Here is a 26,241-nt window from a genome sequence, read left to right on the forward strand (position 1 = left end):
TCCGTGGCGGATGCGCCAAATATGTAGCAGTCGTCAAGAGTGTTCCATGTCCTGGCTCATCCAGCCATGCAGGCCGGTAACCCAGGTTTCTGCCGGAAGGCCTAGCGTCGCGTGTATTTCCACAGCGCGTGCATAGAGGTCGTCAAAATCTACGGAGGGTGGCTGCTTGAATGCGATCGCCACCATGTTGCCGTCGTGTACTTCAGGCAGCCACGCCACTGCCTCGAAGGACTTTTCCATCATCTGGATATGGTGCAGGTGATCCGGCCAGTCGCAGTACAAGTTCACAGTCATCATGCCCTTGGCGGTCAGGCAGTTGGCGCATGCCGCATAGAAGGCATCAGTGCTCAGTAGCGGGCCTTTCGCTTGCGCGTCGTACAAATCAACTTGCAGAATGTCGATTGAACGGCGACGGGAAAAGTCCGTCACATAATCCAAGGCATTCATGTTCAATACGCTTAGGCGCTCATTGTCGGGCGGCAGCGCGAAGTGGGTGCGGCAGATATCGACGACGTCGGGATCAAGCTCGACCGCGGTGACCGTGGCCGGCGCCAGGCGGTGGTAGCAGAATTTTGTTAGCGCCGCTGCGCCAAGGCCAAGCTGGACAATGCGCGCGACGTTGCCGCGAAACAGCAACCACATCATCATTTGCTGGACATATTCCAGTTCAATGTCGTCCGGGTGATCGATGCGCATGGCGCCTTGTACGGTGGGAGAGCCAAAATGCAGGGTGCGCACGCCATCGTTTTCCAGGATGTTCAGCATGGTCTTATTGGTGGGAATGGGAGGATGGTATTGTCGCCAATTCCTGTGGTCGGCGTTGTGTTGCCGGGATGCGTTGTGGGGGTTGACGGCTTTGAGCTTACAAGAGGTCAACGGCCTTTGTGGTAGGAAACAGCGTTAAGTGTGTATTGCGGCGGGGGATTTTTAGTTGGCGTGCGAAGGCGTTTTCGTAGGGAAGCGGGGTGAAAGTGAGCGTAGATTTATATAGTTAAAAATAATTATAAATCAGCAGGTTAGCGTAATTTCGTAAAAACCGAAAGAACTGATGTGTGTACCTGTACTGTACCGAAATAGGGTGCAGAGGTACAGTTCAGTACAGTCATCTCTGTGACGCGCTGTTGGTTAATGGGCGCCATCCAGGTTGTAGTGCTTGATGCGGCGTCGAACCTGACGTTGGCCTTCTTTTCGAACTACTAAGAAATCCTTAGTAGTTGCGCGACAATCGCGGCGACCTTCAAGCGCTGATGGATGATACCTGTCAGTGCTTTTTACTCTTGTGTTTAAGGTCTTGTTCCAGCTGTTCGATTTCCTTCAAATCCGTAGCATCCGCTGCCTTGGCTTCCGCAATACGCCGCTGCTGATCGAAGACCTCATAACGCTCACGAGCAATCTTTTCCATGTTCTCGCGGCTAGCTGAGCCGGCACCGTCAAGGACGGCCTGGTCGTTGAAAGCCAGCATCCTGTCGATGTTGTTACGCCAGAAGTCCAAGGTCAGTTCCTTCTGCTGCTTGATTCGCAACTCGGCTTGCTCAAGGAAGATCACCACCAACCTATTCAGTGTGTCTATCTCATCAGCTGTCAGGTAGTTTTTGGCGACGATGACATCCTGTTTGCGCACCCGCGAGCCACTCCAGCTGGTCAATGCCATATTGGGCTGGCTGGGATCAGAGCGTTTCAGAATCAGCTCGGCGGCGGTGTGAGCAGTGGTAGCATAGAGCAGCTTGTTCTGTACCTCGGCAAAGAACAGCGCCGTTTCCCGCTCGCGAGCCCGGTAGTCAGAACTGAGCGAGAATAGATCACGAACCTTCTGGTAAAAGCGCTTCTCCGAGGCCCGTATGTCCCGGATCCGTTCTAGCAGTTCATCGAAGTAATCCCAGCCGCCGGGGTTTTTCAGGCGCTCGTCATCCATCACGAAACCCTTGCGCAAAAACTCCTTGAGGTGGGTGCTGGCCCACTGGCGGAACTGCACGCCACGAGGCGAACGCACGCGGTAACCGAGAGCCAGGATCAGGTCGAGGTTGTAGTAAGTAATCTTCCGCTTGACCTGCCGGCCACCCTCAGACTGAACTGTCAAGGATTCCTTGACAGTTGCCTCAGGGGCTAACTCATTGTCCTCAAATATGTTTTTTGCATGCAGGGAGACATTCTGCTTGGTGGTCTGAAACAGTTCGGCGATTTCCAACTGACTCAACCAGATCGTCTCAGTCTCCACCCGAAGGTGAAGCCGGGTTTGGCCGTCTTCGCTGGTGTACAGAATCAATTCACTCATGCCCTGTTCCCTTTGGCTTTTTTTCATCGCTGAAAACCGTAATGACGTACTTCGTAGTTCGTGCTTCGCCCACCGGCGGCAGTTTTCTGAAGCACGTCGTACTGCACTAACTCAGTAATGTCGCGAAGTGCTGTGTCTTGCGAACACTTGGCAATCGCAGCCCACTTGCTGGTTGTCAGCTTCCCTTCAAAGCCATCAAGTAGCCGATTCAGCACCTTAATTTGGCGCTCATTCATCGGAATAATCGCAGCCTGTTGCCAGAACTTCGCCTTGGCCAGCACTTGATCCAGGGTGCCATGTGCTTGTTCGACTGCTTTTAGCAAAGTTGTCAGGAACCATTCCAGCCAGCCAGTCACATCCATGTCGCCCTTTTGCGTGCGTTCAAGAATGTCGTAATAGGCTTTGCGTTCCCGCTGAATTTGCGCGGAGAGACTATAGAACCGCTGCGTACTTCCGTCAGCCCGTGCCAGGAGTAGGTCGCCTATGGCACGGGCAACCCGTCCATTGCCGTCATCTAATGGGTGTAGCGTGACGAACCATAAGTGTCCCAAGCCGGCACGCAGTAGGGTGGGTTCTTTGACGTTGGTGTTATTCAGCCAAGCCAGGAAGCGCTCCATCTCTGCAGACAGGTGTTTGGCCGGTGGCGCTTCAAAATGAACTTTCTCACGACCAATGGAGCCAGAAATTACTTGCATGGGACCGGTGGAGTCGTCGCGCCAAGTGCCGACGTGAATGTGGCTCATGCCTGAATAGCCGGTCGGAAACAATGCGGCGTGCCAGCCGAACAGGCGCTCAGCAGTTAGCGGGGTGGTCGCATGGCTGGTTGCGTCCAGTACCATATCTACTACGCCCTCGACGTGACGATCTACAGGGGCCAGAGCACCGATGTCTATGCCCAGGCGACGAGCGACCGAGGATCGAACAGAAGCTACATTCAGTGTTTCGCCTTCGATAGCGCTTGTTTGGACGACATCTTGGGTGAGTGCAGACAGGCTGGCTTCGGCACGCAAGGCCATGCCCACGTCTGCCAAGCGACCGAGTAGCAGTCCTTGGGCGCGGCTAACCGCCGCCAAGGGTTCAGCCAGGGCGGCAAGGTCGTACTGCCAGTTTGGCCAATGCGGCGATTGCCAGATATATTCACCGTAGTTCATGCGGTGATTATGGGGTGTTTTCGCCTGACTGTCAATTGCTGCGTGTCTCCTTCAATGCTAACGCCAGGGGATGCTATTCAGTGCAACTTGGATTCGGGCAAGTTACTATCCCTTCTATTAGGTTAAGCCAGAACAGGTTAAGCAAATGGACCAAGTCATGCAAAGGTTGCGCCAGTTTCGCGATGATCGCGACTGGAAGCAATTTCATAACCCTAAAGATTTGGCGATGGCCTTGAGCATTGAAGCCAGCGAGTTGTTAGAAGCTTTTCTATGGAAGGCACCGGAAGCAGCCGATACCGAAAAAGTAAAGGAAGAGCTGGCGGATGTGCTGGCCTATGCCCTGCTGCTATCCGATGCTTACGGTTTTGATGTTCAAAAAATCGTCTTAGATAAAATTGAGCGCAACGAAGCAAAGTACCCTATAGATAAAGCCAAGGGTAGCGCCAAAAAATATACTGAGCTATGAGTCAGCAGCATCTTGTCGAAGTGAACCGATACGGTTTTTCGGTCGACACTTTGAACGGCATAAAGGCCAACGCCTACGCCACCAATAATTGGCCTCTGGTGTATATACTCAGCGATGGCATCACGCACCGTGCCTACGTTGGCGAAACCACCGACACGCTCACTCGTTTAGGCACGCATCTAAAGCATGTAGACAAAAAATCGTTAACTACGGTGCACCTGATCAGCAGTGAGCGTTTCAACAAATCAGCGACGCTTGATATCGAGTCGGGGCTTATTAAATATATCGCGGCCGACGGTCGCTTCAAGCTACTGAACGGCAATCTGGGTCTGGTCGACCACAATTACTACCAGAAAGACGAGCTTTATTCGCCGATCTTTCGTGAAACCTGGAACAAATTGCGGGCACAAGGGGTTGCAGAACACTCGCTCGAAGCCATCGATAACTCTGATGTCTTTAAGTACTCGCCCTACAAATCTTTATCAGTCGATCAACGGCAAGGCTTAATAGAGATAATGCGTGCCCTGCTGAACCCTGGGTTGAAGAATCTGGTGGTGGAAGGTGGCGCGGGAACCGGAAAGTCAGTTCTTGCCATCTTTCTTTTCAAGCTTATCCATTCCGATAATACCGACCTGAGCTTGCGCGAATTTTCTGAAGAAGAAACTGAGCTGCGCGACCTGCTGATGCGGCTTAAACAACGATACATAAAGCCGCGCATGGCGCTGGTCGTACCGATGGGTTCGTTCAGGAGCACTTTGAAAAAGGCGTTCAGGAATGTGGTTGGCTTGCATCCAGACATGGTCATCAGTCCTTCGGAGCTGGCAAAGCAGCGATACGATATTGTGCTTGTCGATGAGTCACACCGGTTGCGCAAGCGCGTTAACTTGGGGGCATACTTTGGCGCCTTCGACAAAGCCTGCACGACACTTGGGCTGGATAAGCACACCTGCAGCGAGGTTGACTGGGTAAGTCAGCAGGCAGATAAGGCGGTTTTCTTCTATGACCCGAACCAATCAATTAAACCATCTGATGCCAATGCCAGCGATTTCCAGAAAATTAAATCGTCGCCCGAATCGAAGGTAATGGCTCTGGTTTCCCAGTTTCGTGTTCAGGGAGGTCAGCACTATGTGGAGTTCATTGACGGTCTTCTGAATACACGCTTGGCAATAGACGAAGAATTCCGCTCAAAGAAATACGAGTTTTTGTTGTTCGACGACATGTCCGAACTGGTGAAGCAAATCGGACTGAGGAATAAACAATATGGTTTGGCGCGCTTGGTCGCAGGTTATGCGTGGAAATGGCGATCACAAGATGATCCGGATCAGCACGATATCGAAATTGACGGCGTCCAGCTCTACTGGAATCGCACCAATATCGACTGGATCAATTCCGCAGGCGCTGAAAACGACGTTGGCTGTATTCATACTACCCAAGGCTATGACCTTAACTACACTGGCGTCATTTTTGGGAAAGAAATCCGCTATGACAAAGAGAGCGGCCAGATTGTTATTTATAAGGACCATTATTTTGACCGCTATGGCAAACAAGCTATAAAAAACCCGGCTGAGCTGAAGCAATACATACTGAATATTTACCGAACCATTATGTTGCGCGGCATAAAGGGTGCTTTTGTTTACGCTTGTGATGATGGTCTTCGTGATTATTTGAAGCAGCATATACCCGTGTACAAACCTGCCGTTGGCAAGTTGATCAAGCCAGTTGCAACGCTAGTACCCTACGTCAATGCCGTGCCTTTCTACGACTTGCAGGCTGCTGCCGGCGGTTTCAGCGAGTTTCAGCACGTCGAGCATAAAAATTGGGTTGCTGTGCCACAAGGTGTAGTGGCGGGTGAAAACCTATTTGCCTGCCAGGTTGTGGGCGAATCAATGAATAAAATTATTCCTAATGGCTCAATCTGCCTTTTTCGTTTGAATCCAGGCGGGAGCCGAAACGGCAAAATCGTGCTGGTTGAGTGCGCCGACACCCAAGATGGTGATGCAGGCTCTCGGTACACAGTCAAGGAATACGAAAGTATCAAGATTGATACTGAAGAGGGGTGGCATCACGAGCAAATTCGCTTGAAACCACGGTCGACCGATCCAAACCTTGCTACGCTTGAGCTTAGCAACGACGACGAATATCGTTATCGTGTTGTTGGTGAATTCATATGCGTCATCAGTTAAGTTGCGTTTTTTAACGGAATGGACATTCATGTCGGCTGCCCACTGCCGTTAGTAGACGGAGCCAGTCTGGATCCAAGCCAGCGACCAAAGCATCGGCTTGTACAGAAAAATCTTTAGGTTGGCGTTTACGGAGGGCTTCGAGATTGGCGAGCTTCCAGCGCAAGGCGGGAGGGTCGGCAGCATGGGTGCATTGCAGTAAAGACCAATCAGGTTCTGCACGCACCAGCCCGGCCAGGAACTGCTTGTGTTTGTCAGTCAATCGCTCGGGAAGGTCTTGCCGTAACCGGGCGCGTGCTTCAAGTAGCACCTCCAGCGAGCAGTCCACTTCGATCATACCTACAAAAGCACGTTCGTACTCTGCCGTAATATCTTTGTCGTTGCCAAACAGTGCCTCATGCGGTGGGCGATTGTGTCCAGCCAGGTAGATCACGAAGCATTCAGCCATGTCGTCGCTGAGGCCGCCCGACTCGTACAGTCGCCATATGTCGAACAAGTCGCGTGGATGTTGGCGATCCAAGGCGGCAACCAGTTTACCGGCGTACAGTTCATCACGAGCGAGGATAGGTGTCTCGAACTCGACACCGAACAGGTCGCAGGCTCTGGCGCTTAAGGGGCGATGTTCGACCGGCAGCACCGTGCCTCGGAAAACAATATTTACTTCGATTTTGACTTGGCTGGTGTCATTCTCGACGATCAACTTGGTGTCACTCAGATCCTTGCTGCGAATCAGGCGTGTCTGTACTCCAAGCGGTTCGACCCGTTGGGCGATAGCGGCCAGTTCATCGTTGATGGCTTTCAGCGCTTCATCGCGTTGTGTTTGCCAAGGCCGATTGAACCACGTCGATATCGACGGATAGACGGGGCATATCTTGTATGAAAAGATTGATCGCCGTGCCTTTCATCGCGAAAATATCGTTGTCGAAAACGGCAGGTGTAACGGCCAGCAGCACGCGAACCGTATCAACGTAGGTTTTATCCCTGTGGGTTCAGGCTTAATAATGTGCCGTCGGAGAGCTGGCTCATCCAACGCTTGTTGCTACCCGTGCGCAGGGGATAGCGAGCCAGGAGGTCATCAGAGTTCACCTCCTCGGTTTCCCGCGCCCAGGTGAGGAACAGGCGAACGGTTTTCACGCTGGTGCAGCAAGCTAGCAACTGGCCGAGCAGTTCCTTGCGTGGTGAACGCAGGCCGTCAAAAAGATTGCGTGCTTCTTCCAGGCTTTGCCTGGTACCGGCGTCGTACAGCATTTCCAGCACGGCGCGTTCCGCAACCGATATGCGCAGTCCATCGGGTTGGCCGGGCGGCGTGCCCAAGGTCTTGGCAGGCAGCGCGTTGTCGGACCAGTCGAAAAGGCTGGCGTAGACGTAGCGTGCCGGAAAGCGCGCGGTGAACCAGGCGGGCAGGGTGTGGCGGACGTCGCCCCACAGCATCAGCGTATCGCGGCTGCCCAGGTTATGCCTCACGCCATGCAAGGCCAGTGCGCTCTTGCCCCCGACATGCAGGCCAGGCACGTGTTGCTGGAGAAGCTGTAATGCGCCGTAGACGCTGAAGTGGTCATTGGGGAAAGCGTAGACGCCTTGAGCCAAGCGCACGAGCCATCCATTGTTGGCATAGTCTGCGGCGAGCTTGGGCGACACCCCTAGCGCGGCCAGGGTGGTCAAGTCAAATGGCGCACCGCGTGGAAGGTCGGATTGCAGCCGTTTGATTAGATTATGTCGTGTATTTCTACCCATGAGTGAAAAATAACACAAAATCTAATCATTTTGTTGGGTTTTCATAGGCAGGCTACGCGGCGGCAGTCGTACGAGCAATTCACGTTGTTGACGTAGATGCCTCTAGTTATCCGGAATTTCCGGACAACTAAGTTTTGTTCCAGCCCATTGGTGCCAGAAAAGAGCGCATCGGAAAAACTTATACGCGGCGAGTGCGCCGCCTAAAACGCCGACTGTACCGCCAACCGTGTCCGCTGCCCTGGCTTTCGCGGCATAAACGGCGTCCTCCCCGCCAGGCGGGTCCCCTCCATATATTCCACGGTCCTGTTCATCAGCCCCGGCCAGCAGTTCAGCACGGCAAGGCGACGAACTCACGGCAACGGCGGCAACCCCGCAGGAACCGTATTGCTGCGAACGCCGAAAACCTACGATCAGGCTCGGAATCTTCGGCCCCGGTCAGCAGGAAAACCAACCGGTATTTGAAGGGATAGGACTATGGAACACGTTAACCACAATGCAGCTTTGGGCTATGACAACATGAACGCAGGGCAGACGCTTTATGTGCGCAGTCCGTCAGGCCGCTATCAGGCCGCGACCGATTCGCACGTATTGGCCGCCGCCAGGGTTGCGGCTGAAAGCTTGATTGGTGATCGGGCGGATATGGGAAACCCGAGTGCTGTAAAACATTATTTTCAGGCCAAACTGTCGGGCATGGGGCACGAGGTAGCCGCTGTGCTGTATTTGAACAGCCAGTTTAAGGTAATCCGGTACATGGAAATGAGCCATGGCACGTTGACGCAGGCCAGCGTATACCCGCGCGAAATCGTTAAAACAGCGCTTCGCCTTGATGCTGCTGCAATCATCATGTCGCATAACCACCCCAGTGGCGTACCCGAACCCAGCGAGGCTGATTTGGCTCTGACGCGCCACTTAAAGCATGCCTTGGCGCTGATTGATGTTCGTTTGCTGGATCACATCATCGTGACGGGCTCTGGAATAACTTCGTTGGCTGAGCGAGGTCAAGTGTAAGGCTGGTACTGTGAGCAATGCGGCTATGCCGCCGTGCTACGCTTGTATGCAGTAAATCGTGCACAGAGTTATTCAACCCTTATCGGATTTATCAGTTGGTGCCTTTGGCAAGGGCGTTGTGACAATCTGCATGGGCTGTGGTATCACTATCTTCTGCCGGGGTCACGGTGCGGCCAGTTTTACATCGAGTGCATTGACTGCTCGCTACGCGAGCTGCTGCTGATACAGCCCATGTGGCCGGTCATTTTTAGGCGTGCCGCAGATGCATAGCTACTTTTGCAACAAGTCCTGCAGAAATTCTGACTCCGGTTTCATCGCGGACACATGCAGTTGATCACGCGCACGGGTGCATGCCACGTATAGTAACTGGCGCTCAGTGTTATAAATTTCAATCAATTCGGCTTCATCGGCGGCAGTGTCGATGCGCACTTGTGAAGGAATAATTTCATCATCGCAGGCCATCACAGCAACCACACGGAATTCCATGCCCTTTGCCAGGTGCATGGTGGTAATGCTGACGAAACCCTCTTCCGTCGCCATGTCTTTGCCGAGCACGCGTCCCCGCAAGCCAGCAGCCTTTACTGCCGCCTGTGCGCGTGAGAGTTCGTTTTCAGATCGGACGAAGACGCCGATTTCCTGCGGCGATACGCCGCTGATGTTGCATTGCTTCAACCACACGCCGACAGCTTGGATTTCCGCCTCGGCATCGGCGTAACTGCAGATGACCGGTTCCGGCCCATTGAACACTGAAACCGTGCCCTTGCGGCTTTCGGCATTTCCGTCCACATCGGATACTTCAGGGCCGAGCAGCTGATCGGCCTGCGAACGAATTTGGTGCGACGTGCGGTAATTGATCTTGAGCGTTCGTGAGCGACCACGCACATCCACGCCCAAGGATTTCCACGAGAATGGTGTCTGGAAGATGCGTTGGCCGAGATCACCGGCGAAGAACAGGGAATTAGCGCGGTTGCCGGCAATCGCAGCAAGAAAGCGCAATTGCTGCACTCCGATGTCCTGCGCTTCGTCCACCACGATGTAATCGAATACGGGGTGCGTGCGTTTGAGCATAGATTCTGCCAGCTTGGCGAACATTTCCGGCGCGGAGATCTTGCCAGCCAGCTTCAATTGCTCCTTTACGGTGGCGAACGCCTGCCAGTACAAGGCGCGCTGCGTTTCCGGCAGGCGCGTCTTGCGGCCCAGTCGTTTCGCGTCGCGATAGGCCTCCCAACTGTCAATTTGCCAAGCGTCCACCACATCATTCCATTCAGATAGCAGGAACGCGCTATTCGCTTTCAGGCCATCCACCTGGGTGGCAGCGGCCTTCAACAGTGTAGAAATTTCATCGCGGCTGGTGAGTGCAGGCTTGCCGAACTCCGCAGAATACAGGCGAATGCTGATGGCATCCATCGCGACTACGTCGATACGTTCGCCGAGCTTTGGGGTGTTCCAGATTAGTCGGTACAAATTACCCCGCAGTGCGTTGGCTAGCGTTTCTGAAAACGTGGAAAGCAGTACACGCGCGTCTTCGTCCTCGCGTGCTAAATGCACGGCTCGGTGCAAAGCCACTACTGTCTTGCCTGTACCTGCTGAGCCTGAGACGCGTGCCGCACCGTTGTAATGGCGTTCGACCAGTTGGCGCTGCGCGGGGTGGAGGAACACTGTCCACTTATCCCATGGGTATTCCAGGGCGCGAGCCAGCTCGTCCGTATCGGACATGATGCGGAAACGGCGTTGTGCATCCGGGTGCAGGAATGGATCATCACCCTTACTTGCAATTTCGGGCAATGCGGGCGTCCCACCGGTTGCCAGTTCGAGCAAGGCTTCTGCAGCTTCGCCGGGCAGGTGGTCGGCCAATTCCAGCAGTGAATTTTCGTCGGCGACCTTTACATCAGCTAGCCATTCCTGTGGTACGCCATAGGCTAGCAGCTGCGTATCGCTATATGGCAGGAACAGTTTTGGCTCCTGCTGCTTGAACGGCCTGCTGTCATCGACGTACTTCGGAACAAGGATTTCCTCGACACGCTCACGTATTTCAACGAGTTGTGCCGCGCCGGTGGTCGGGTGCACCTCAAGCTTGCGACGCTCGGCCCATTGGTAGGCCTTGTCGTGGTGATTGACGTAGCACAACAGCAGGCTACCGGCGGCCTTGTGGACGATCAGGCGGATGTCACGATTGACCCGCACCGACCAGAAATTCGGGTCTTTGGCCTTATCGAGCTTGTGGAAGCTCATGCCCTTACCGGTAGGATCCATCTGCAGGTCAAAGGCAGTGGTCTTAGCCGCCTTCTGCTCATCGCCGGTCAGGCGCGCGAGGCTGGTGGTGAACGTGTCGGCGATACGGAATTCCATTCTCATGCCTTCCTCTTCGGCCCATCGCCGATGGTGGCCGATATTCTTTGGGCAAGCTGGTTTTTCAATGCATCAATATTTTCCCACGCGATATGGTTGTATTGGCGCGTGTCGAAGTGAACATTCTTCAGCGCATCGGCGCGGCAAGTGAAAATCACTGGCATGTTGAGGCCATGTGCAAAACCCGCCTCGTAATACACCCCGCCGCGCGCACCGCTATCTCCTTGCGTGAAATCTGCGACAACGAAACGCGACCTCTTTATCTCCGCGATGATTTCGTCGTCAATTTTGTTGTTGTGATCTTTCTGATCTATCCGTATTGGCTCGTAGCCAGCATCTCGAATGGCCGGGGCAATGCCTTTTTCATACGCTTCGCTCATGGACTGGTCGAACCACATGGCAACGAATGCTTGACTCGATGCTGTACCGCTGCCATCTAGGGCTGCCAGCCGGGCATACCCAGGCGGTCTAAGCATTAGTTCATGAGTGTCGCTAACCTCGTCAAGAGTTCTCGGTTTTTTGACGCGTTGCTCAATCCATTTTTCCGTATGTGCATATTCGGCGAGGGTAATCACCTCGGAAAGTTTGCGAGAGGATGTCCATGCCATCAGTGCATTGCCGTCATCCGGTTTGCTGGCTTTTTCTGGCGCACAAAACATTACGACAGTGCCCAGTAGCTCGCTCCTGCTTGCGAGATAGCGTAACAGGTCGTCTGCCCTCTCGTCGACGGCTGGGAAACTAAGGCCTTTCAAGTCCTCAAGAGTTTGGTTGGAAATCTCCGGGCGGATGACACCAAGCCGATGTTGCCTGATCAGCCAAGAGGTCAGAAGAACCTTCCCCTTATCGTCCAGATTGGCAAGCATGGCGTTCGCCGTGCCAGAGATGAAGAACTCTCCGCCAGCCCTCGGCGAATCAACGGCGACGCCATCACGCCCGGCCACATCAATAGGTGTGGCCGGGGTTCCCCAGATCGGACAAGTTGTATTCGCCATCACTGCACCTTGAACACCTTCATCACCTCGTCCCCAAGATGATTGATAACCTTGACCGCAAATCGTCCGGTGCTCGGTTTCGGGAACGGGCGCGAGGTATCGCTGTTGAGCGTCGCCCAAGCATCGGCGTCGATTTCAGACTTGAGGGTGGTCTTCAGAGCTTTGTATGGGTCATTCGCGCCGAGGAAGTACGCATGGCGTACGAAGAAGGACTCTTCGTTGTAATCGGTGTCCAGGAACCAACAGGCAATGCCTTCTGCGCCGTCGCTGCGGACTTCGCCAGTGCTGGGATGGAATACATCCACACCGTTGATGCGCACCACCAGTTGTCCGTCTGCGGGCACCTCGATGATGTCGCGTTTGCCGTCGTATCGGCGGATGCTGCGGCCCTGGGTGTCCAGCACGTCCACATCCGGCTCGCCGAAGATCACGAACAGGTTGCCCTTGCCGGTGTTCTTCAGGTCTTCGGCCATGTGCAGGTCGGCGTTCATTCGCGCCTTAAGCACATTGATGCGGCCCAGCTTACTAAACTCGCTGGCGGGTGCGTCGTAGTTGAAGGCGCAAGCGATGAGTACATCGAAGTTGGCATCGCCCGCCTCGCGGGCAGCATCGACCAGGTCGGCGCGGGTAACAGTGCCGAATTCTGGGCCGATCATAATGCCGGTACGCTTCACCTGTCCGTTTTCCAGATAGCGGCCTTCGGCGCAGACTAGTTCGCCCGGCCACGGTTCTAATGAGATGAATTCGATCTTGTCGGACTTGTGCGCCTGCTGCACACCGGCGGTGCGCAGGTTGTCCAGGATTAGGCTGGCGAAGTCCTGGCCGTATTCGGCCTGCGTCTCGGCTACATGATCAATCAGGTTGTCTTCTTCGTCGACGCCCAGCACACGGTGCGGCGACAGCGATTCTACGGTAAAGGGGCCAGCCACGCGCACGCGCTTCTTGTCCTCATACGGTTTGTCGTAGAGGTATTCAAACCCGGCCTTGGCGGCGATGGAGGCATCGATTTCTTTCTGCCGGGCGATGCGTTGCTGCCACCAGTCAGTGTGCAATTTTTTGGCGGTCGTGCTCCACTTGGCATCAGCTTCACGGGGAATTTCCCATTCCTGCCAGTTTGTTTTTAGTGCCGTGTTGAGTTGTTCGCGAAGTGATTCGAGCTTGGACTGGAAGGTATCCCAGATGACGTCGACTTCGGTATTGTTGGCGATGGATTTGAGGGTGACGTGCGGCACCCGCTCATAGACGAAGCCGTGGGTGATATTGCCGTAGGTGGGCCGGCTGACCGGCGCACTACGGGTGATTTCGGCTTCCTTCAACTGACCTTCGAGGGAATCGGCGAGTAGGTAGAATGGGTAACGCGCACCCATGATGCGTGCACGGGCTAACGCCAGCGCCACGCGCGAGGTGTCGATGGTAATCCAGCGGCGCCCCAATTGCTCTGCGACGTAAGCGGCGGTACCGGAGCCGCAAGTGGGATCAAGGATTAAATCACCGGGGTCAGTAGCCATCAACAAGCATCTTTCGATAACCTTGGGAAGCGTCTGAACTACATACAGTTTTTGCAATGTTTGATTGTCGCCAGAACTAGCATCCGACCAAACATTAGCGTGCGGGAAGGCACCGAAATCGTCTATTGCGCGCAAGTACGTGAGTGTCTTCCCGATACCTCTACCAAACAATCTTCCTGCATTAGAAAGACGGTTAAGTCCAACTAACGAAGTCTTCCAATGCTGGTTACTTCCACAGGGATATTCGACACCTTGAAAAGTGAATGGCTTAGAGCCATCTGGAGTGGAACCTTGTGATCTCAAGTTGTCGATACGAAATACACGATATCCATCAGGAATGCTCTCTGCCCCTGACTTCTCGTCTTTCGTTAGATTCCTCAGCTCGCCCTCTGGAGTCATCAGCAATGTGTATTCGGCAGCGCCCTCGCCGCCAACATTTTTTACTCGATAAGGCTGTCTGTACTTCAATTTTTTTAGATCGCGTGCAAACCAAATCAAATAGTCAGTTACATTTGGAAGTGTTGTTGATGCGTGTCCGGTCGTCTTGGTGAATGTAATTAGAGATATGAAGTTTGCATCACCAAACACCTCGTCTAGAACTGCTCGCACGCGATGAACATTCTCATCTCCAATCTGCACGAAAATAGAACCTGACTCGGTCAACAAATCCCGTGCGACCATCAGACGGTCGCGCAGATAGGTCAGATAGGTATGGATGCCATCCCGCCAAGTATCCCGGAACGCCTTTACCTGCTCGGGCTCGCGCGTGATGTGTGCGGCGTTGCCGTCCTTCACATCGCGGCTGGTGGTTGACCACTGGAAGTTACTGTTGAACTTGATGCCGTAAGGCGGATCGAAATAAATACACTGCACTTTGCCGCGCAGCCCCTCGCGCTCTGTCAGCGATGCCATCACCTGCAGGCTGTCACCCAGGATCATGCGGTTCTGCCAGTGACCTTCGTGCTGATAAAACTCGGTGCGGTCCGTACCTTCGGGTAGGCCGTTGAAGTCACCGAACAAATCCAGCGTCTGGGGCTGCGGCGCGACGGCTTCGCGCTGTTCTTCGGTTTGGCGGCGCAGTTCGTCGATCAGCACCTTGGGTTTTACCTTCTCCTGAATGTACAGCGGCGGCGCATTGACGACCAGATCAGACCAGTCTTGCTGATCCTTGCCACGCCAGATAAGTTGCGGGTCAAGGTCGCGGTTAAGGCGCTGCTGGAATTCCAGAGGCATCTTGCCCGTGTCGTGCAAGGCGCACAATTCGTCCAGCCATTGACGGTTGGCGCGCGGGTACGTCACCTGAACCGGTGCCTGCTCGTGGTGTTGCATCACCGACTGGTGCTCCACCGTCGGAATGTTCTTGCGCTTGGCTTCGGTGTGTGTGATTTGCTCGATACTCTTGCCGGGTGTTTGCGTTTTCTTGGTCGCCATCTCAGTGTTCCTTGTTTCCCGGCGCAGCCGTTTCGATCAATTGGTTGAACTGTGCCTCTATTCTTTTGGCGAAGTCTTCTTGCATTTCGTATACATCACCGAACTCGGCGAAGGCCCAGCGTCCGTGCGTGCCGAGGTGGTTTACGCCCGGAATCCAGTAGGTATCCATGGTGGACTTCTTTTCCTTAGCGTCCTCGCGCCGGTAGCCTTTGATCTCGACGATCAGGTTCAGCGGGTCTTCCTTTCCGCAACCGTTGTCCACTTGCACGATAAAGTCCGGGATGTAGACGCGGTTAGCCGAGCCGGACCGATAAGGAACTTCCAGGCCGAGGTTGTGGTTCTTGGTGTAGGTCAGTACTTTTGGGTGCGATTCGGCAACGCGGCAGAATTCGCTCTCCCAGCCACTATCCAGAATAACCCAGTTGACCTGGTTCCTTGGTTGGTTATGCACTCCGATGGTTTCCCAGCGGTCGCTGCTAGGGCGCGAGGTGTTGAAGCGCACATGCTCGGTGCTGCCGGTCGGGTTGAACGGGTCGAGGATGGCCTTGATTTTCCGACCTTTCTCTAACTCCTTCGCGGTAATGCCCTTGGTGATGCGCTGGCAGGCCATGTCCGCCAGTTCGCAATACATCAGTTGTGCCGGGTAGGTTCCACCCTTGCATTCCAGGCACTCGTCTAGCCACTGGCGCACGATGCGCTTGAGCTGGCCGAATAGAGCGATCGGTGCATCCTGGCCTTGATCACGCCAATGCTGAAACAGCAAATGCTTGGTTAGCTCCATCAGCAAGGTGGACTGGCGTACGTCTCCCAGATGCTTGATGTCCAGCTCCACTGCTTCGCCGATAATTCCAGCGTTGTGGGTCTTGGTCGCGCCGACCATATCCGGCGTCAGGGTGAGGTGGTGGTCGGCGCTGAATTCGGCTTCGAGTTGCTCCTCCGGCAATTCGACGCGATAGCCCTGCACGCGCGGAAACTGGATTTCCAGATGATCGCGTTCTGGGCGCAGTGCCTTGACTGTGATGGTTTCGCGAGGTTTGGGCGGTGTGACAACAACCGGCTTGGCGGTGAAGTCGAAAGGAATGCCGAATATGTCGGCATACTCCACGTCGAATTGGCCTTGCTCGTTCAATTCATAGGACTGGCGCCGTAGGGCACGTCCAATGACCTGCTCGCACAACAACTGGGTGCCAAACGCTCGCACACCGAGAATGTGGGTAACGGTATTGGCATCCCATCCCTCTGTGAGCATGGACACCGATACGACGCAGCGAATTTGCTCTCCCAAACGACCTTGCTTGCCGACGGTATTCATTACCTCGCGCAGCAATTCACTATCACTTAGGTTTTCGGCTTGCCTCCGGTCTCCGGTGCGTTCGATGATCTCGCGTTTGAAGCGTTCGATCTCATCGGCGGCCATGGCTCGGAAGTTGTCATCCAGTGCTTCCCCTGATTCGAGCTGCTCGCTGTCTATCAGCAAGGTATTGGGGCGCGCCAATGGCTCGCCATGTTCGTCAAAGTTGCGGAACAGTTCTAGTCTTCCTGGTACGCGTGCGATGGAACCATCTTCGTTTGTGCGTTCGAAACCGGAGATGTAATCGAACACCAGTTTGGAAGTCGCGGTGTTGTTGCACACTACGATGAAGCACGGCGGCACGTTAATGCCAGCTTGCTCCCAGGCTTCGTAAGTTTTGCGGTAATGGCCGTACAGCGCTTCTAGCGCGGTCTGTAGCTCCACCGGGATCGCCAATGGATCGAGCGGAGCGTTCTTGCCGCGCCCCTTTTTCGGCATCTTTTTGCCGATGTGCTTCCAGAGTTCGCGGTATATAGGCATATCCGCGCCTGGGATGTTGTCAGCCACTGGCACGCGCGGCAATTTGACGATGCCGCATTCGATGGCGTCCATCAGTGAAAAATCGCTCATAGTCCAGGGGAATAGAGTGCCTTCCACATAGCCAGAGCCAGCGAGGAAGAATGGCGTGGCCGAAAGATCAAACACCTGTTGCAGGCCCAGCTTCCGGTTCACAGCTTCTAAACCAGCAATCCACAACCGTGCAGCTTCATTGTTTTCCTCGGCCTCGGCTTTCTGATCTTTATCGAGATCTTTGTCGTCCTCGACAGCGTGCGGCTTTTCTCGATAGCAATGGTGTGCCTCGTCGTTGATTGCGAGGATGTTTTTCATCCCCATCAGTTCCGGCATTACCCGCTGGAGCATCTGGCCCTCAGTTTCCAGCGTATTCAGCTCGCTCCCTGTCCGGCCTTGCAACAAACGCCGGCCTCCCTTTGACAACTCCATGCACTCGCGAAGTTTGAAAGCGTGGTAGTTCGTGATGACAATCTTGGTTTTGTCCAGATCAGGTAGCATATCGCGCGGCACGATCTCGCGATTGCCGTAGTAGCTGTCCGCATCATTAGGCAGTAGCACACGCAGGCGATCCTTGATGGTGAGGCCAGGGGCGACCAGCAGAAAGCCACGGGTAAATTTCTTGCTCTGGGGGTGCCGCACAGCATTGACCGTTTGCCAAGCAATGAGCATGGCCATGACTGTGGTCTTACCTGCGCCAGTGGCCAACTTCAACGCTAGGCGCAGCAGGCCAGGATTGGCATCATCGCTGACCTTCTTCAAATGATCGAGAAAGCGTCCACCATTTTTTCCAAGCTGCGGGACGACTTCTGTCAACCAAATAGCAGTTTCAGCCGCTTCGACTTGGCAGAAGAACGGGCGTACGCCCATGAACTTGTGATTGCGCCAGTGCTCCAGTAGACGGGCTGTCTCGGGCGTAACGCGCCATTGTGACGGTGGCAATTGACGCCAAGCATCGACCTCGCGCCGCACAGCATTGATTAGTTCCGAATGTTGGTAACGCTGTTGGTCGTCAGCCAGGTTCTCGACTTCATCCAGCGCCAGAGTAGCCTGTTCGCTACGACCCCGACGGGGCTTCGGGATCGGGCTAATAAAGCTAGATGCGCGACGTGACTCGACGATTTTCTGGGTGGGTTGTCCCTTGTCGTCGAGCTCCCAGTGCCGGAACGGGTAGTCATAAGGCGAGTTGAGGATAGGCTGCTTGAAAAATTGGTCACTCACTTCCTTCGTCCCCTGATCCAACATGGTAGGCCTTCCCCCTCAAGGCCGAGCTCTCTGATAATAAGAGAAGGTCTGTTCAGCCATGGTCGGTACGGCGGTTTCCGGAAGGCTTTTTCGGACACCACCGTTATGGGGATTTTTGAGGCGGTTTTGGGTTGTCTAACCCAAAGCACAGTAGTTTTACGGTGGTATTGTACAGAAATGATACATATTGGCCGATGTTTGTTAGCCCCGTGATACTGACCTGCACCGCTTTTTCTGAAGCCCGGCCTTCTTGGCTCTGTCGTGTTTGGCCTGTGAATTGCTCCTGTTGCTCTTTTGTTTGGCGCTCTGGCACCACCTGACCAGGGCCAGGATTACCTGTCAAGGTATGTTCCCAGGCCGGGCCTGGGAGCCTGTCCGATGACGATGCCAGCCCGGTTCCCGGCCTGGCTGGGACTTTTAAGGCCACAAATTCGCCTGCGCTCATTTGTGGCCTTAAAAGTCCCACACAAGACGCACCCCTGGTGGGGTAGGAAAGGCGTTTGGTTTTCAAGGGATTGGGGGCAAACGGCGGTTAGCCGCGCTGTAGGACATAAAGAGCGAAAAAACAGTGTAAGAGATTGATTTATTGAATGGATGTCCGGCTACAGTTGTACTCTTGTTTCTGGTAGACGGCGTGGACACCTGCCGCTAGCAACGTACCGACTACACGCTGACTACCTTCCATCTGCATTTTGATTGCATGACGACAGCATGAGTGCTGCGTGATGATTACCTGCGGGCGGCAAGGGCTTTACAGTGTTGTGGCATTAAGCGTGCTGGGAACTGTCAGAGGTACTGATTCATACTTGAGCAGACTGGTATTGCCAGATCTGAAGGGCAGAAAGCGACCCATTGCAGTCTTTCGCTATTCATTATCTGGAGTCTGCTTTGCTGCAATAACGGTCCTTCAAGGGGACAGCATGGGTTGAGTACCAGGCGGCGTTGCCTCGAATTTTTGTTTAGAAGACATATTTTGTGGCATCTTGTATTATTTATGCGGGTATTGATCCATCTAATTGCAGATTTCGCTGTCCGTTCAAATGCGGTAGGGCGGATGTTCGGTAGCTATACATAACAAGAGCATACCGATGCTTCACGATGTCTTCACCTTTTCTTGCATGACTCCATGGAGGCACCATGAATCTCAGATCAGACAAGTACAACCGGCAGATCAGGCTGCTGTGTCCAACTTGCGGCAATGACCAGTTCGCGCACGATGGGGAAGATGGCCAAACCAGCGAGCTGGTGACATGTGTGGGCTGTGGGCTCGAATTATCGAAGGACGACCTGATTCGCGCCAACCGCGAAAACGTAGACGAACACGTCAAGGAAATTGGTCAGGAAGTTGTCAAGGATCTTCAGCGAGAATTGCATGAGTCGCTGAAAAGGGTTTTCCGAGGCAACAAGAACATCAAGGTACGGTAATGCAAAGCCCCATTAGCGTTGGTGATGGCATCGCTTTAGCCGCTCTCTTTTTGTCGGGCTATGCGACGTGGAAAACGTTTAAGTTTAACGAACGGCAGAATGAACTTGTCGATAGCCAAGATCGCTTAAATAAGCTTCTTTTGGAGAAAGAAACAGGGGAAGCGCTTAACAGTAAGAAGGCCGATCTCGGTGCTACGTTCATTAAACTAGGCAGCAGCAAGTACAGACTTAAAGTTTGGAACAAAGGGAAGGCGTCTGCACGTAACGTCTCGCTTGAATTCCCGGAAGGGAACGAATGCCTCATACAGTCGGACATTGACTCGAAGTTCCCGCTGGAGCTCCTGGATACTCATCAATCGGTTGAGTTGATCGCTGCGGTAGCAATTGGCACGAAAAGTAAGCATCCCATGCGACTTATTTGGAATGACGAGGCGGGGGAACGTAATGAAAAACTTGTTTATCCCACCCTTTGAGCGCCCGGATTTTCTCCGCTAGGCGGCCACGAATGCTACAGTTTGTCGCGGACCAAGTCGATCAACTCGACCTCGCACTCGATCAACTTGCCGTCCGCGACCGCAACTTCGATCGCTTTGCAATGATGCTCATTGACAACGTCGTTGAGTTGACTCTTCATGGGCATGCCCGCGAGAAGGCGAGTGAGAACGAGATGTGGAGGCACGAGCCCAGTCCGAAGAATGATCCGAAGGTCGTAGCAGCTGCGCTTGGCCAGAGCTTCGAGGCAAAGGTACGTCTGGCTCGATCCACGTCGATGATTCCCGCTGAGGTTGCCGAAAGCATTCAGTATCTTCACGCCTTCAGGAATACGGTCTATCACCAGGGACGCCGCCACGAGGGAATCCTGCATTCCCTCGCAATTTTTTACTTTCAGAACGCCTGCTCCGTCCTCGAGGGCTTCAAGCCAATGTGGTGGTCTACAGGCAGCCGAGATCAAATCTCTCATCGCGCTATCAAGTACCTTGGCTCACCGAAGCTGTTCGAGCACCGGGAAGTGATGGCAAGTGCCTGCACACGCCTACGGCAAGTTGGTAACTCGTTGGGCCAGACATTGATCGCTGACCTTCAAGCCGACATGAACAACACCATCGAACGCGTAGACGAGATGATTGATTTTTTGACAACGGAAGCGCCGCAGACCACTTCCCGAAAGCAGGCGATCATTTCTGCCCAAGCGTGGCCGTTCGCCTTTTCGGACGAAGGGAAGCAATGGGCAAGGAACAACCACTGCCCAACCGACACGGTCGGCGGATATGTCGACTGGCTCTCTGCCAACTACCCGTGGCCGGTTCGAGCTGATCCAATCAGCGGCTGGCAAAAGCGCCTTGTTTCACTGAAGGCGGAGAAGGATTTGAACGCTGCCTTGAAGAAGTACTGCGACTTCATGCGCCAGACCGAAGAATTCAGATCGAAAATTGACGAATCTGTCTCTCAACTTGACACATATATTCAACAGCAGATCGACATCGCACGCGGAAAATGACGCCTAATCCGTCCGTCGAGCGTCCGCTCCTGGCCGATTGTAGCCAAAGCCAGAGGGCAGAACTCGACCCATAGCGGAAACTCGTAACTCGGGAAAGCGGACGTTAAAAATGCGAATTCAGCGGAGCGCCGCTCGCGGCGCGTCCGCTGGAACGACTGGTTGGGCATGCTGGCTAAACTCCGGCGCAAACTGATGAATAGTAGCTAGGAGTTCGTGGGCAATTTGCCGCATGCATGCTAATTCAGGACGCCCTTCCAGCGCAGAATCTTCAGCGCCGGTGCTAAACACCCAGCCCAGAGAGTTCTCGCGAGAGATTGCCATATAGGCCTCCTCGAGTTCTGGGTCCACATGAGCACCCCCGTCTGTATCCGTGACGTTGAGTACCAACTCTCGTCGACAGAACGTTCGACCACGGTTGTCTTTCAGAACCGGATTGTTCCACCAGTCTACGAACGGAATGGGCTGCATTGGAAATGGTGAGCCGCCAGCAGCGACAAGGGGGAGGTAACGGGCGCCAGTAGATCCTAGGTGCATTAGCACGAGGTTACACTCAGTCAAAAGATTTTTCGGATTCAGTGGAGGAGTCGAAGTGAGGTAACGCCCATTACGAAGGCCAAGCTGATCAAGAAGGGCTCGCGACTGGCCGTGGTGGTGAAGTAGTACGCGCAAGCTCAAGGAGATATGTTTCGCGACGGCCTCAAGTCCGCCATCGAACGCTTGACATGAGTGTCGTAAGAGCTGAAGCTGTTCGACCAACTCTCGCTTCAGTTCGTCTTTTGGTCTTTGTACGCGCTTTGGTTTGGCCATGGCTATCTTAATGCCCAACAGTTAGAAAATGAATCCGCCGAATCCACATAACAATTGATGTTTAGGTGCCCATTATGCTCTGGATATAACAACTCCAGTAATGCGGACACCTGGAAGCTCCGTGGAAGTCCGCTATCAGGCCAAGTCACCAATAGCCGCTTCTGGCCAATATCTGCCGGGCATGACAATAAATTCACGTTGGCGCAGCTGCGGGTGCTTGTTTGATTAACCAGCCTGTATGTGGAATAGAGAACAAGGTGCGGGTAGTTATCCTATCTCCAGCTCTGATTCCGCCCCTTGCGTCCCGACGTCGTAGCCATGCTGAACGTGGATTGGGTCTTGGGTCACCACCGGCTGCAGGTCATGTGCCAGTCCCTTGTACGTCAGCTGATCCACCCGCTCGGGCAGCTTTTTTGCATCGTCTGTGAACACAACGACCTCGTGCCGTTCGCGCGAAATACTGACATAGTACGTGTCTTGTGCAGTCGTGCGGCTGAAGCTCTCGGCGTTGTAAAGCACTCGGTCGCAGGTCAGTCCTTGGGCGCTATGCGCTGTGGTGGTGTAGGCATAGTCCATGTTTAGCGGTCGATCAGTGGTCAACTGCACGTGGCGACCATTGGTTTCGATGGTGACGCTGGTTGCATCAATCGCCGCGATCTTCGCCAGTTGTCCGTTGACCAGATCATTATGGGCATCGTTGCGTGTGATGCGGACATGGTCACCTACAGACAGCTCTGCCCGGTTCAGGTGATAGACCGATAGTTTGCTCATGGTTTTCGGGATGATTTCTACGGATTGCGTGGGTGACGGGTCGGGCTGGATCGGTTCGACGGTGATGCGGTCATGGTGCGTGCTGCCGGTCACGCGGTACAGCTCGCCGCGTTTCAGGCCGCACTGGTAGTCCCGTTCGGGCACCACTATGTCGCCCACGGTGTAATACCGCGCTACGCTGCGTTCTGCGCGAGTGGTGTCATGGCGAGCCAGTAGCTGGCATTGGTGTCCTTTATCTTTCAGGCCGAGCAGGGCATGGGTCCGTGCATTAATGGCTTCGCGTGAAGCGTTGGTGCCAGTCACTACGATAGTGCCCGATTGGTCTGCCGCTGGAAGTCGCGTATAGGCTTGAGCAATGGCCTCATATCGAGCGGAACTGTCCCGGCTTTTGTGGCCATGCTCGTCGGCAGTGAACTGATCTGGGATGGTGAGCACCTGATCCAGGAGCGGCAGGGATCGGCTGGCTTGGCCTTCTGCGGCCAACTGCACAGCCTGGCGCAGCCGTTCAGAGCGTTGGCGCTGGATGTCTGCCATCAGTACAGTTTTCATGCCGTTTTCCTGCAGCATGGCAAACGCGCGGCCTGCCTCAATGGCCTTGGTCTGGGCGGTGTCGCCGAGCAAAACCACTTTTGCGCCTGTCGGCTGTATGAGGGCCAGCAGCTTGTCCATCTGCCGCACAGGCACGACTCCAGCCTCGTCGATTACTACGACGGTTTTCGGTCCCAGGGCGTCTATGAAGGGGCGTTTGTCGGAAGCTGCAAGCACTGATGCAATCGTGTTGGCCGGTATTCCATCTTTGCGCAGGTTGCGAACCATGCCGCCGTAAGGGGCCAGTGCCGTCATGGAGTGTCCCTGTTGGTGGAGGATGGTCTGGGTGTTTTGCAGAGCGAAGGATTTGCCGGTGCCAGCTAGACCCTGGATGCCGGCAATCTGATCGGTGCCGGTCGCGACCAGGATGACAGCCTCGCGCTGGCCAGGCGTCAGGCGTGTGTCCAAGCTGCTTTCGGTGCTGGTATTGGCAATCGTGGCCTGCCAGGCGCTGCGACCTGTTTGCTCGGCGGCCAGTATCCTGGATTCGGCTTCAAAGGCTTTCTGAGTCGCGTAGCGTGGGCTTTCCATCAACAGGCGTCCTTCGGCAATGGCTTGGTCAACGAGGTGCCGAGCATTGTCCTGGGTCAGGCCGCGCAGGCGTATGACCTCTGTGGCCCAGCCTTCGCGCGTCATGGGAAGGGCCAGCCTGTCCTGGGTGCTACGGGAGAGGGTAGTGGCGAGAGATTAGCCAGCGAGCGCTTGGATGCGTCAGTGCTAGCGCTTGAGGGGAGGGATAGTGGATTTACACACGTTTATCCACAGGTTCTGTGGATAGCGGACGGCAGCTAACAACTCCTATACGCAGGTCGCGACTATGTGCAGGTGATTGGGCGCGGATGATGTCCGTCCATCGAGAGGTGGCGGCCCATAGCAGCCGTACTGAATTCGCAACGCGCCAAATACGGGAAACCACGGCGGTTGCAGATATTGCGCCATCTGAAGCGCATAAAACTGCATCAAAAGACTCCTTTTTTGCCCCTGATTCATCGCTTCGAAGATTCGAGCAAAGCGTGGCGTATTTAACCTGAGTTCCGATTAAGCTTACAAGAGTGAGGCCAAGGTACTTGCGCCGAATGACGCCTTGAGACGCTCGATGTGTGTGGGTTCGACCGAATAAAGGAAGGCTAAATAGCCACGTAACGACTCTTGTTCACAAGCATCAAGATGGCCGTTTAGAAAGCGATGAATGAGCACTCTCAGCTCCCTTTTTTGCAAACGACCAACCGAGATAGCCCCTTCATTCGTTATAGTCAGGCCCGTTATCCGCCGACCTCGTTTCTTTGACGTTTCGACCGTTTTCCCATCATTGATTAATAGTCTTGGATGCTGCAAGTCTCGTAAAATTTGTCTAACAGTATTAAGACAGCCGCGCAGTATCTCGGGTGTGGATGTCGAGAAGGACAAGTCGTCTGCATAACGAGTATAAGCAATTTTATTTTCAATGCAGAAGGCGGAAATATCTTCGTCAAACTGGAAGAGCAAAATGTTTGACAGCTGAGGCGAGCTTGGCGCACCAACTGCAAGTGTTAGCTTTCGTCTTTCGGCATCCCTCTTGAACAGTATCTGCGTCAAAACGTAGCGGTCATCATCGGTAAATTCTTTCCTTTTCTCCAGGTAGGCGAGGAGGTCATCTGATGTGATCGATGGAAAGAAGTTTTGGAAATCGATTTTAAGAAGAAATCGATTATTTAAATGGGGGCTGATATTTTGTGCTAGCCCAACGCCTGTTCGATATGCCGTCGCACTGGCGTGAATAGGAAAATTTGAAAGAACGTTCTTGGACAGCCAGCGTTGTAACGTTTTTATTTCAGGCGTTGGTTGAGCAATGTTTCGACGCCCAGTTTTATTTCGTTTTTCAATTGTATATTCTTTGTAACGCCGCGGAGCTGTTGCTATCAGCACATCCAGCTCCTGCGCTGTGAAAGGGAGGGCTTGGAGAAGGTCTACCTTAAGCGACATTTTCTACCTCAGTATCAGGAGCCCTAAATCGTTCGTACGCTGCCTTCCTTCTGCGGTCAGCTACTGTTTGATCAAAGAGTTGGCTTTTAATCCGAGGCCGTTCTAGGCGTTTCTCAATTAGGCCATATTCAACGTAATGTTCACCAGAGTGTAGAAAAGTATAGAAAGATTCATTGCCTGCCCGACGTAGCTTAAGGACTTCCAGCCTTTCGAGAACAAACATTAATTGATGCAGCCTTTTAAGAGATAATGTTACGCCCAGCGCTTCCAAGAAGTTTGAAATATCGGTCAGACGAGCTACGTGAATCAATTCGACGAAATCTGCGATCGTTAGAAGTAAGTGGCGTGAATTCGTGAGATCCAACGCTTCGGTTTTCGGCTGTTTTGATAAACGGAGTTCAACTTCTTCAATAATTTGATGAACGTCTTCTTTGTTTAATTTTCCCGGCACCGAAAACGCAGCATTCTTGTGCCGAATCTCAAGATTAAGTACAAGGCCAAGGCGTATGAAAGAGTCTGTATCCCAGTGATCCTCATGAATCACAATAATTAACTTCTTCGCCGTACTTGGATCTTTAAGGAATGCGCCGAACTCACCAACTGCTCCAGCGCCTTCAAGAAATATAATGATGACATCGACGAACGCGCATAAGTCTTCCTCGAATGACAATAGATCTTGGTAAACGTCGAAGTGGTTCCAGTCCTTGTAGGACTCAGGTGTAATAAGAATTGGACTGTATTGGGCGTGATTTACCATGACGTAGTTAATAAAGTCACCACGTTGCGAAATCGAGCCACCTTCCGGGCGTGACCCCATGTCACCCCCGAAAACTGTGATTCTATGCCACGGTCTAGAGACTCGACTTTTTGCGATATCAATAGACTGTGCAAATTTTTTTATAGTCTGTTGCACAAATACCAACTACCTAAATATGGCGCGAAGATGGTCGCGTGGCCCGGCGGAGGAGCATTCATGCGGAGGAGCTGGGACGC

The 26,241-nt window shown here is 53.7% G+C and carries 17 protein-coding genes and 1 pseudogene; 6 read left to right on the forward strand and 12 right to left on the reverse strand.

Features of this window, described 5'->3' with window-relative positions:
- Window positions 1-33 precede the first annotated feature (33 nt).
- The 3 genes from LSG25_RS18865 to LSG25_RS18875 all read right to left on the reverse strand — a co-directional run bounded on the left by LSG25_RS18865 (window position 34) and on the right by LSG25_RS18875 (window position 3,423).
- Complete coding sequence (locus tag LSG25_RS18865) at window positions 34-765, reverse strand: spermidine synthase (protein ID WP_232742409.1); 732 nt, start codon at window positions 763-765, stop codon at window positions 34-36.
- 496 nt (window positions 766-1,261) lie between these two features.
- Window positions 1,262-2,272: a virulence RhuM family protein gene (locus LSG25_RS18870; protein ID WP_232742410.1), complete on the reverse strand. Its 1,011-nt coding sequence runs from the start codon at window positions 2,270-2,272 to the stop codon at window positions 1,262-1,264.
- A gap of 23 nt (window positions 2,273-2,295) precedes the next feature.
- Entirely contained in the window at window positions 2,296-3,423 is a 1,128-nt protein-coding gene (locus LSG25_RS18875) for a Fic family protein (RefSeq protein ID WP_232742411.1), read from the reverse strand.
- Between the two features lie 145 nt (window positions 3,424-3,568).
- On the opposite strand from LSG25_RS18875, the gene LSG25_RS18880 reads away from it, so the two are divergent.
- Together LSG25_RS18880 and LSG25_RS18885 are read left to right on the forward strand one after the other, a co-directional pair.
- Complete coding sequence (locus LSG25_RS18880; protein WP_232742412.1) at window positions 3,569-3,889, forward strand: nucleotide pyrophosphohydrolase; 321 nt, start codon at window positions 3,569-3,571, stop codon at window positions 3,887-3,889.
- Window positions 3,886-6,072, forward strand: coding sequence for a DNA/RNA helicase domain-containing protein (locus LSG25_RS18885; RefSeq protein ID WP_232742413.1), 2,187 nt, complete (start codon window positions 3,886-3,888; stop codon window positions 6,070-6,072). The genes LSG25_RS18880 and LSG25_RS18885 overlap by 4 nt, the downstream gene beginning before the upstream one ends.
- Before the next feature lie 10 nt (window positions 6,073-6,082).
- Here LSG25_RS18885 and LSG25_RS18890 read toward each other — a convergent pair.
- Window positions 6,083-7,022 (reverse strand): annotated as a pseudogene (locus LSG25_RS18890) (nucleotidyl transferase AbiEii/AbiGii toxin family protein).
- Between the two features lie 22 nt (window positions 7,023-7,044).
- Window positions 7,045-7,803 carry a type IV toxin-antitoxin system AbiEi family antitoxin domain-containing protein gene (locus LSG25_RS18895; RefSeq protein ID WP_232744767.1) on the reverse strand — a complete coding sequence of 253 codons (759 nt, stop codon included), beginning with the start codon at window positions 7,801-7,803 and terminating at the stop codon, window positions 7,045-7,047.
- Between the two features lie 474 nt (window positions 7,804-8,277).
- On the opposite strand from LSG25_RS18895, the gene LSG25_RS18900 reads away from it, so the two are divergent.
- On the forward strand, window positions 8,278-8,811 hold the full coding sequence (locus LSG25_RS18900; protein ID WP_232742414.1) for a RadC family protein: 534 nt from the start codon (window positions 8,278-8,280) through the stop codon (window positions 8,809-8,811).
- A gap of 270 nt (window positions 8,812-9,081) precedes the next feature.
- Here LSG25_RS18900 and LSG25_RS18905 read toward each other — a convergent pair whose 3' ends face one another.
- From LSG25_RS18905 to LSG25_RS18920, 4 genes are read right to left on the reverse strand one after another with little or no spacing between them, the layout of a single operon-like run.
- The gene (locus LSG25_RS18905) at window positions 9,082-11,160 is read right to left on the reverse strand and encodes a UvrD-helicase domain-containing protein (RefSeq protein WP_232742415.1); all 2,079 of its coding nucleotides are present in this window, start codon (window positions 11,158-11,160) and stop codon (window positions 9,082-9,084) included.
- Window positions 11,161-11,162: 2 nt separating this feature from the next.
- The gene (locus tag LSG25_RS18910; RefSeq protein ID WP_232742416.1) at window positions 11,163-12,152 is read right to left on the reverse strand and encodes a hypothetical protein; all 990 of its coding nucleotides are present in this window, start codon (window positions 12,150-12,152) and stop codon (window positions 11,163-11,165) included.
- Complete coding sequence (locus LSG25_RS18915) at window positions 12,152-15,091, reverse strand: site-specific DNA-methyltransferase (RefSeq protein WP_232742417.1); 2,940 nt, start codon at window positions 15,089-15,091, stop codon at window positions 12,152-12,154. The genes LSG25_RS18910 and LSG25_RS18915 overlap by 1 nt, the downstream gene beginning before the upstream one ends.
- A gap of 1 nt (window position 15,092) precedes the next feature.
- Complete coding sequence (locus tag LSG25_RS18920; protein WP_232742418.1) at window positions 15,093-18,173, reverse strand: BPTD_3080 family restriction endonuclease; 3,081 nt, start codon at window positions 18,171-18,173, stop codon at window positions 15,093-15,095.
- Window positions 18,174-19,334: 1,161 nt separating this feature from the next.
- Between LSG25_RS18920 and LSG25_RS18925 the strand changes: the two genes are divergently transcribed.
- The 3 genes from LSG25_RS18925 to LSG25_RS18935 are packed head-to-tail and all read left to right on the forward strand — an operon-like array spanning window position 19,335 to window position 21,120.
- Window positions 19,335-19,622 (forward strand): hypothetical protein, encoded by a 288-nt coding sequence (locus LSG25_RS18925; RefSeq protein WP_232742419.1) that lies wholly within the window; start codon window positions 19,335-19,337, stop codon window positions 19,620-19,622.
- Window positions 19,622-20,095 (forward strand): hypothetical protein, encoded by a 474-nt coding sequence (locus LSG25_RS18930; protein WP_232742420.1) that lies wholly within the window; start codon window positions 19,622-19,624, stop codon window positions 20,093-20,095. The genes LSG25_RS18925 and LSG25_RS18930 overlap by 1 nt, the downstream gene beginning before the upstream one ends.
- A 32-nt stretch (window positions 20,096-20,127) precedes the next feature.
- Window positions 20,128-21,120 carry a hypothetical protein gene (locus LSG25_RS18935; protein WP_232742421.1) on the forward strand — a complete coding sequence of 331 codons (993 nt, stop codon included), beginning with the start codon at window positions 20,128-20,130 and terminating at the stop codon, window positions 21,118-21,120.
- A 1,074-nt stretch (window positions 21,121-22,194) separates the two neighbouring features.
- Here the strand turns inward: LSG25_RS18935 and LSG25_RS18940 are convergent.
- From LSG25_RS18940 to LSG25_RS18950, 3 genes are all read right to left on the reverse strand, one after another.
- Window positions 22,195-23,922, reverse strand: coding sequence for an ATP-dependent RecD-like DNA helicase (locus LSG25_RS18940; RefSeq protein WP_232742422.1), 1,728 nt, complete (start codon window positions 23,920-23,922; stop codon window positions 22,195-22,197).
- Between the two features lie 408 nt (window positions 23,923-24,330).
- Complete coding sequence (locus tag LSG25_RS18945) at window positions 24,331-25,248, reverse strand: retron St85 family RNA-directed DNA polymerase (RefSeq protein ID WP_232742423.1); 918 nt, start codon at window positions 25,246-25,248, stop codon at window positions 24,331-24,333.
- On the reverse strand, window positions 25,238-26,161 hold the full coding sequence (locus LSG25_RS18950; protein ID WP_255696608.1) for a retron St85 family effector protein: 924 nt from the start codon (window positions 26,159-26,161) through the stop codon (window positions 25,238-25,240). The genes LSG25_RS18945 and LSG25_RS18950 overlap by 11 nt, the downstream gene beginning before the upstream one ends.
- Between the last annotated feature and the right edge of the window lie 80 nt (window positions 26,162-26,241).

Source organism: Paralcaligenes sp. KSB-10 (assembly GCF_021266465.1).
Taxonomy (GTDB): Bacteria; Pseudomonadota; Gammaproteobacteria; order Burkholderiales; family Burkholderiaceae_B.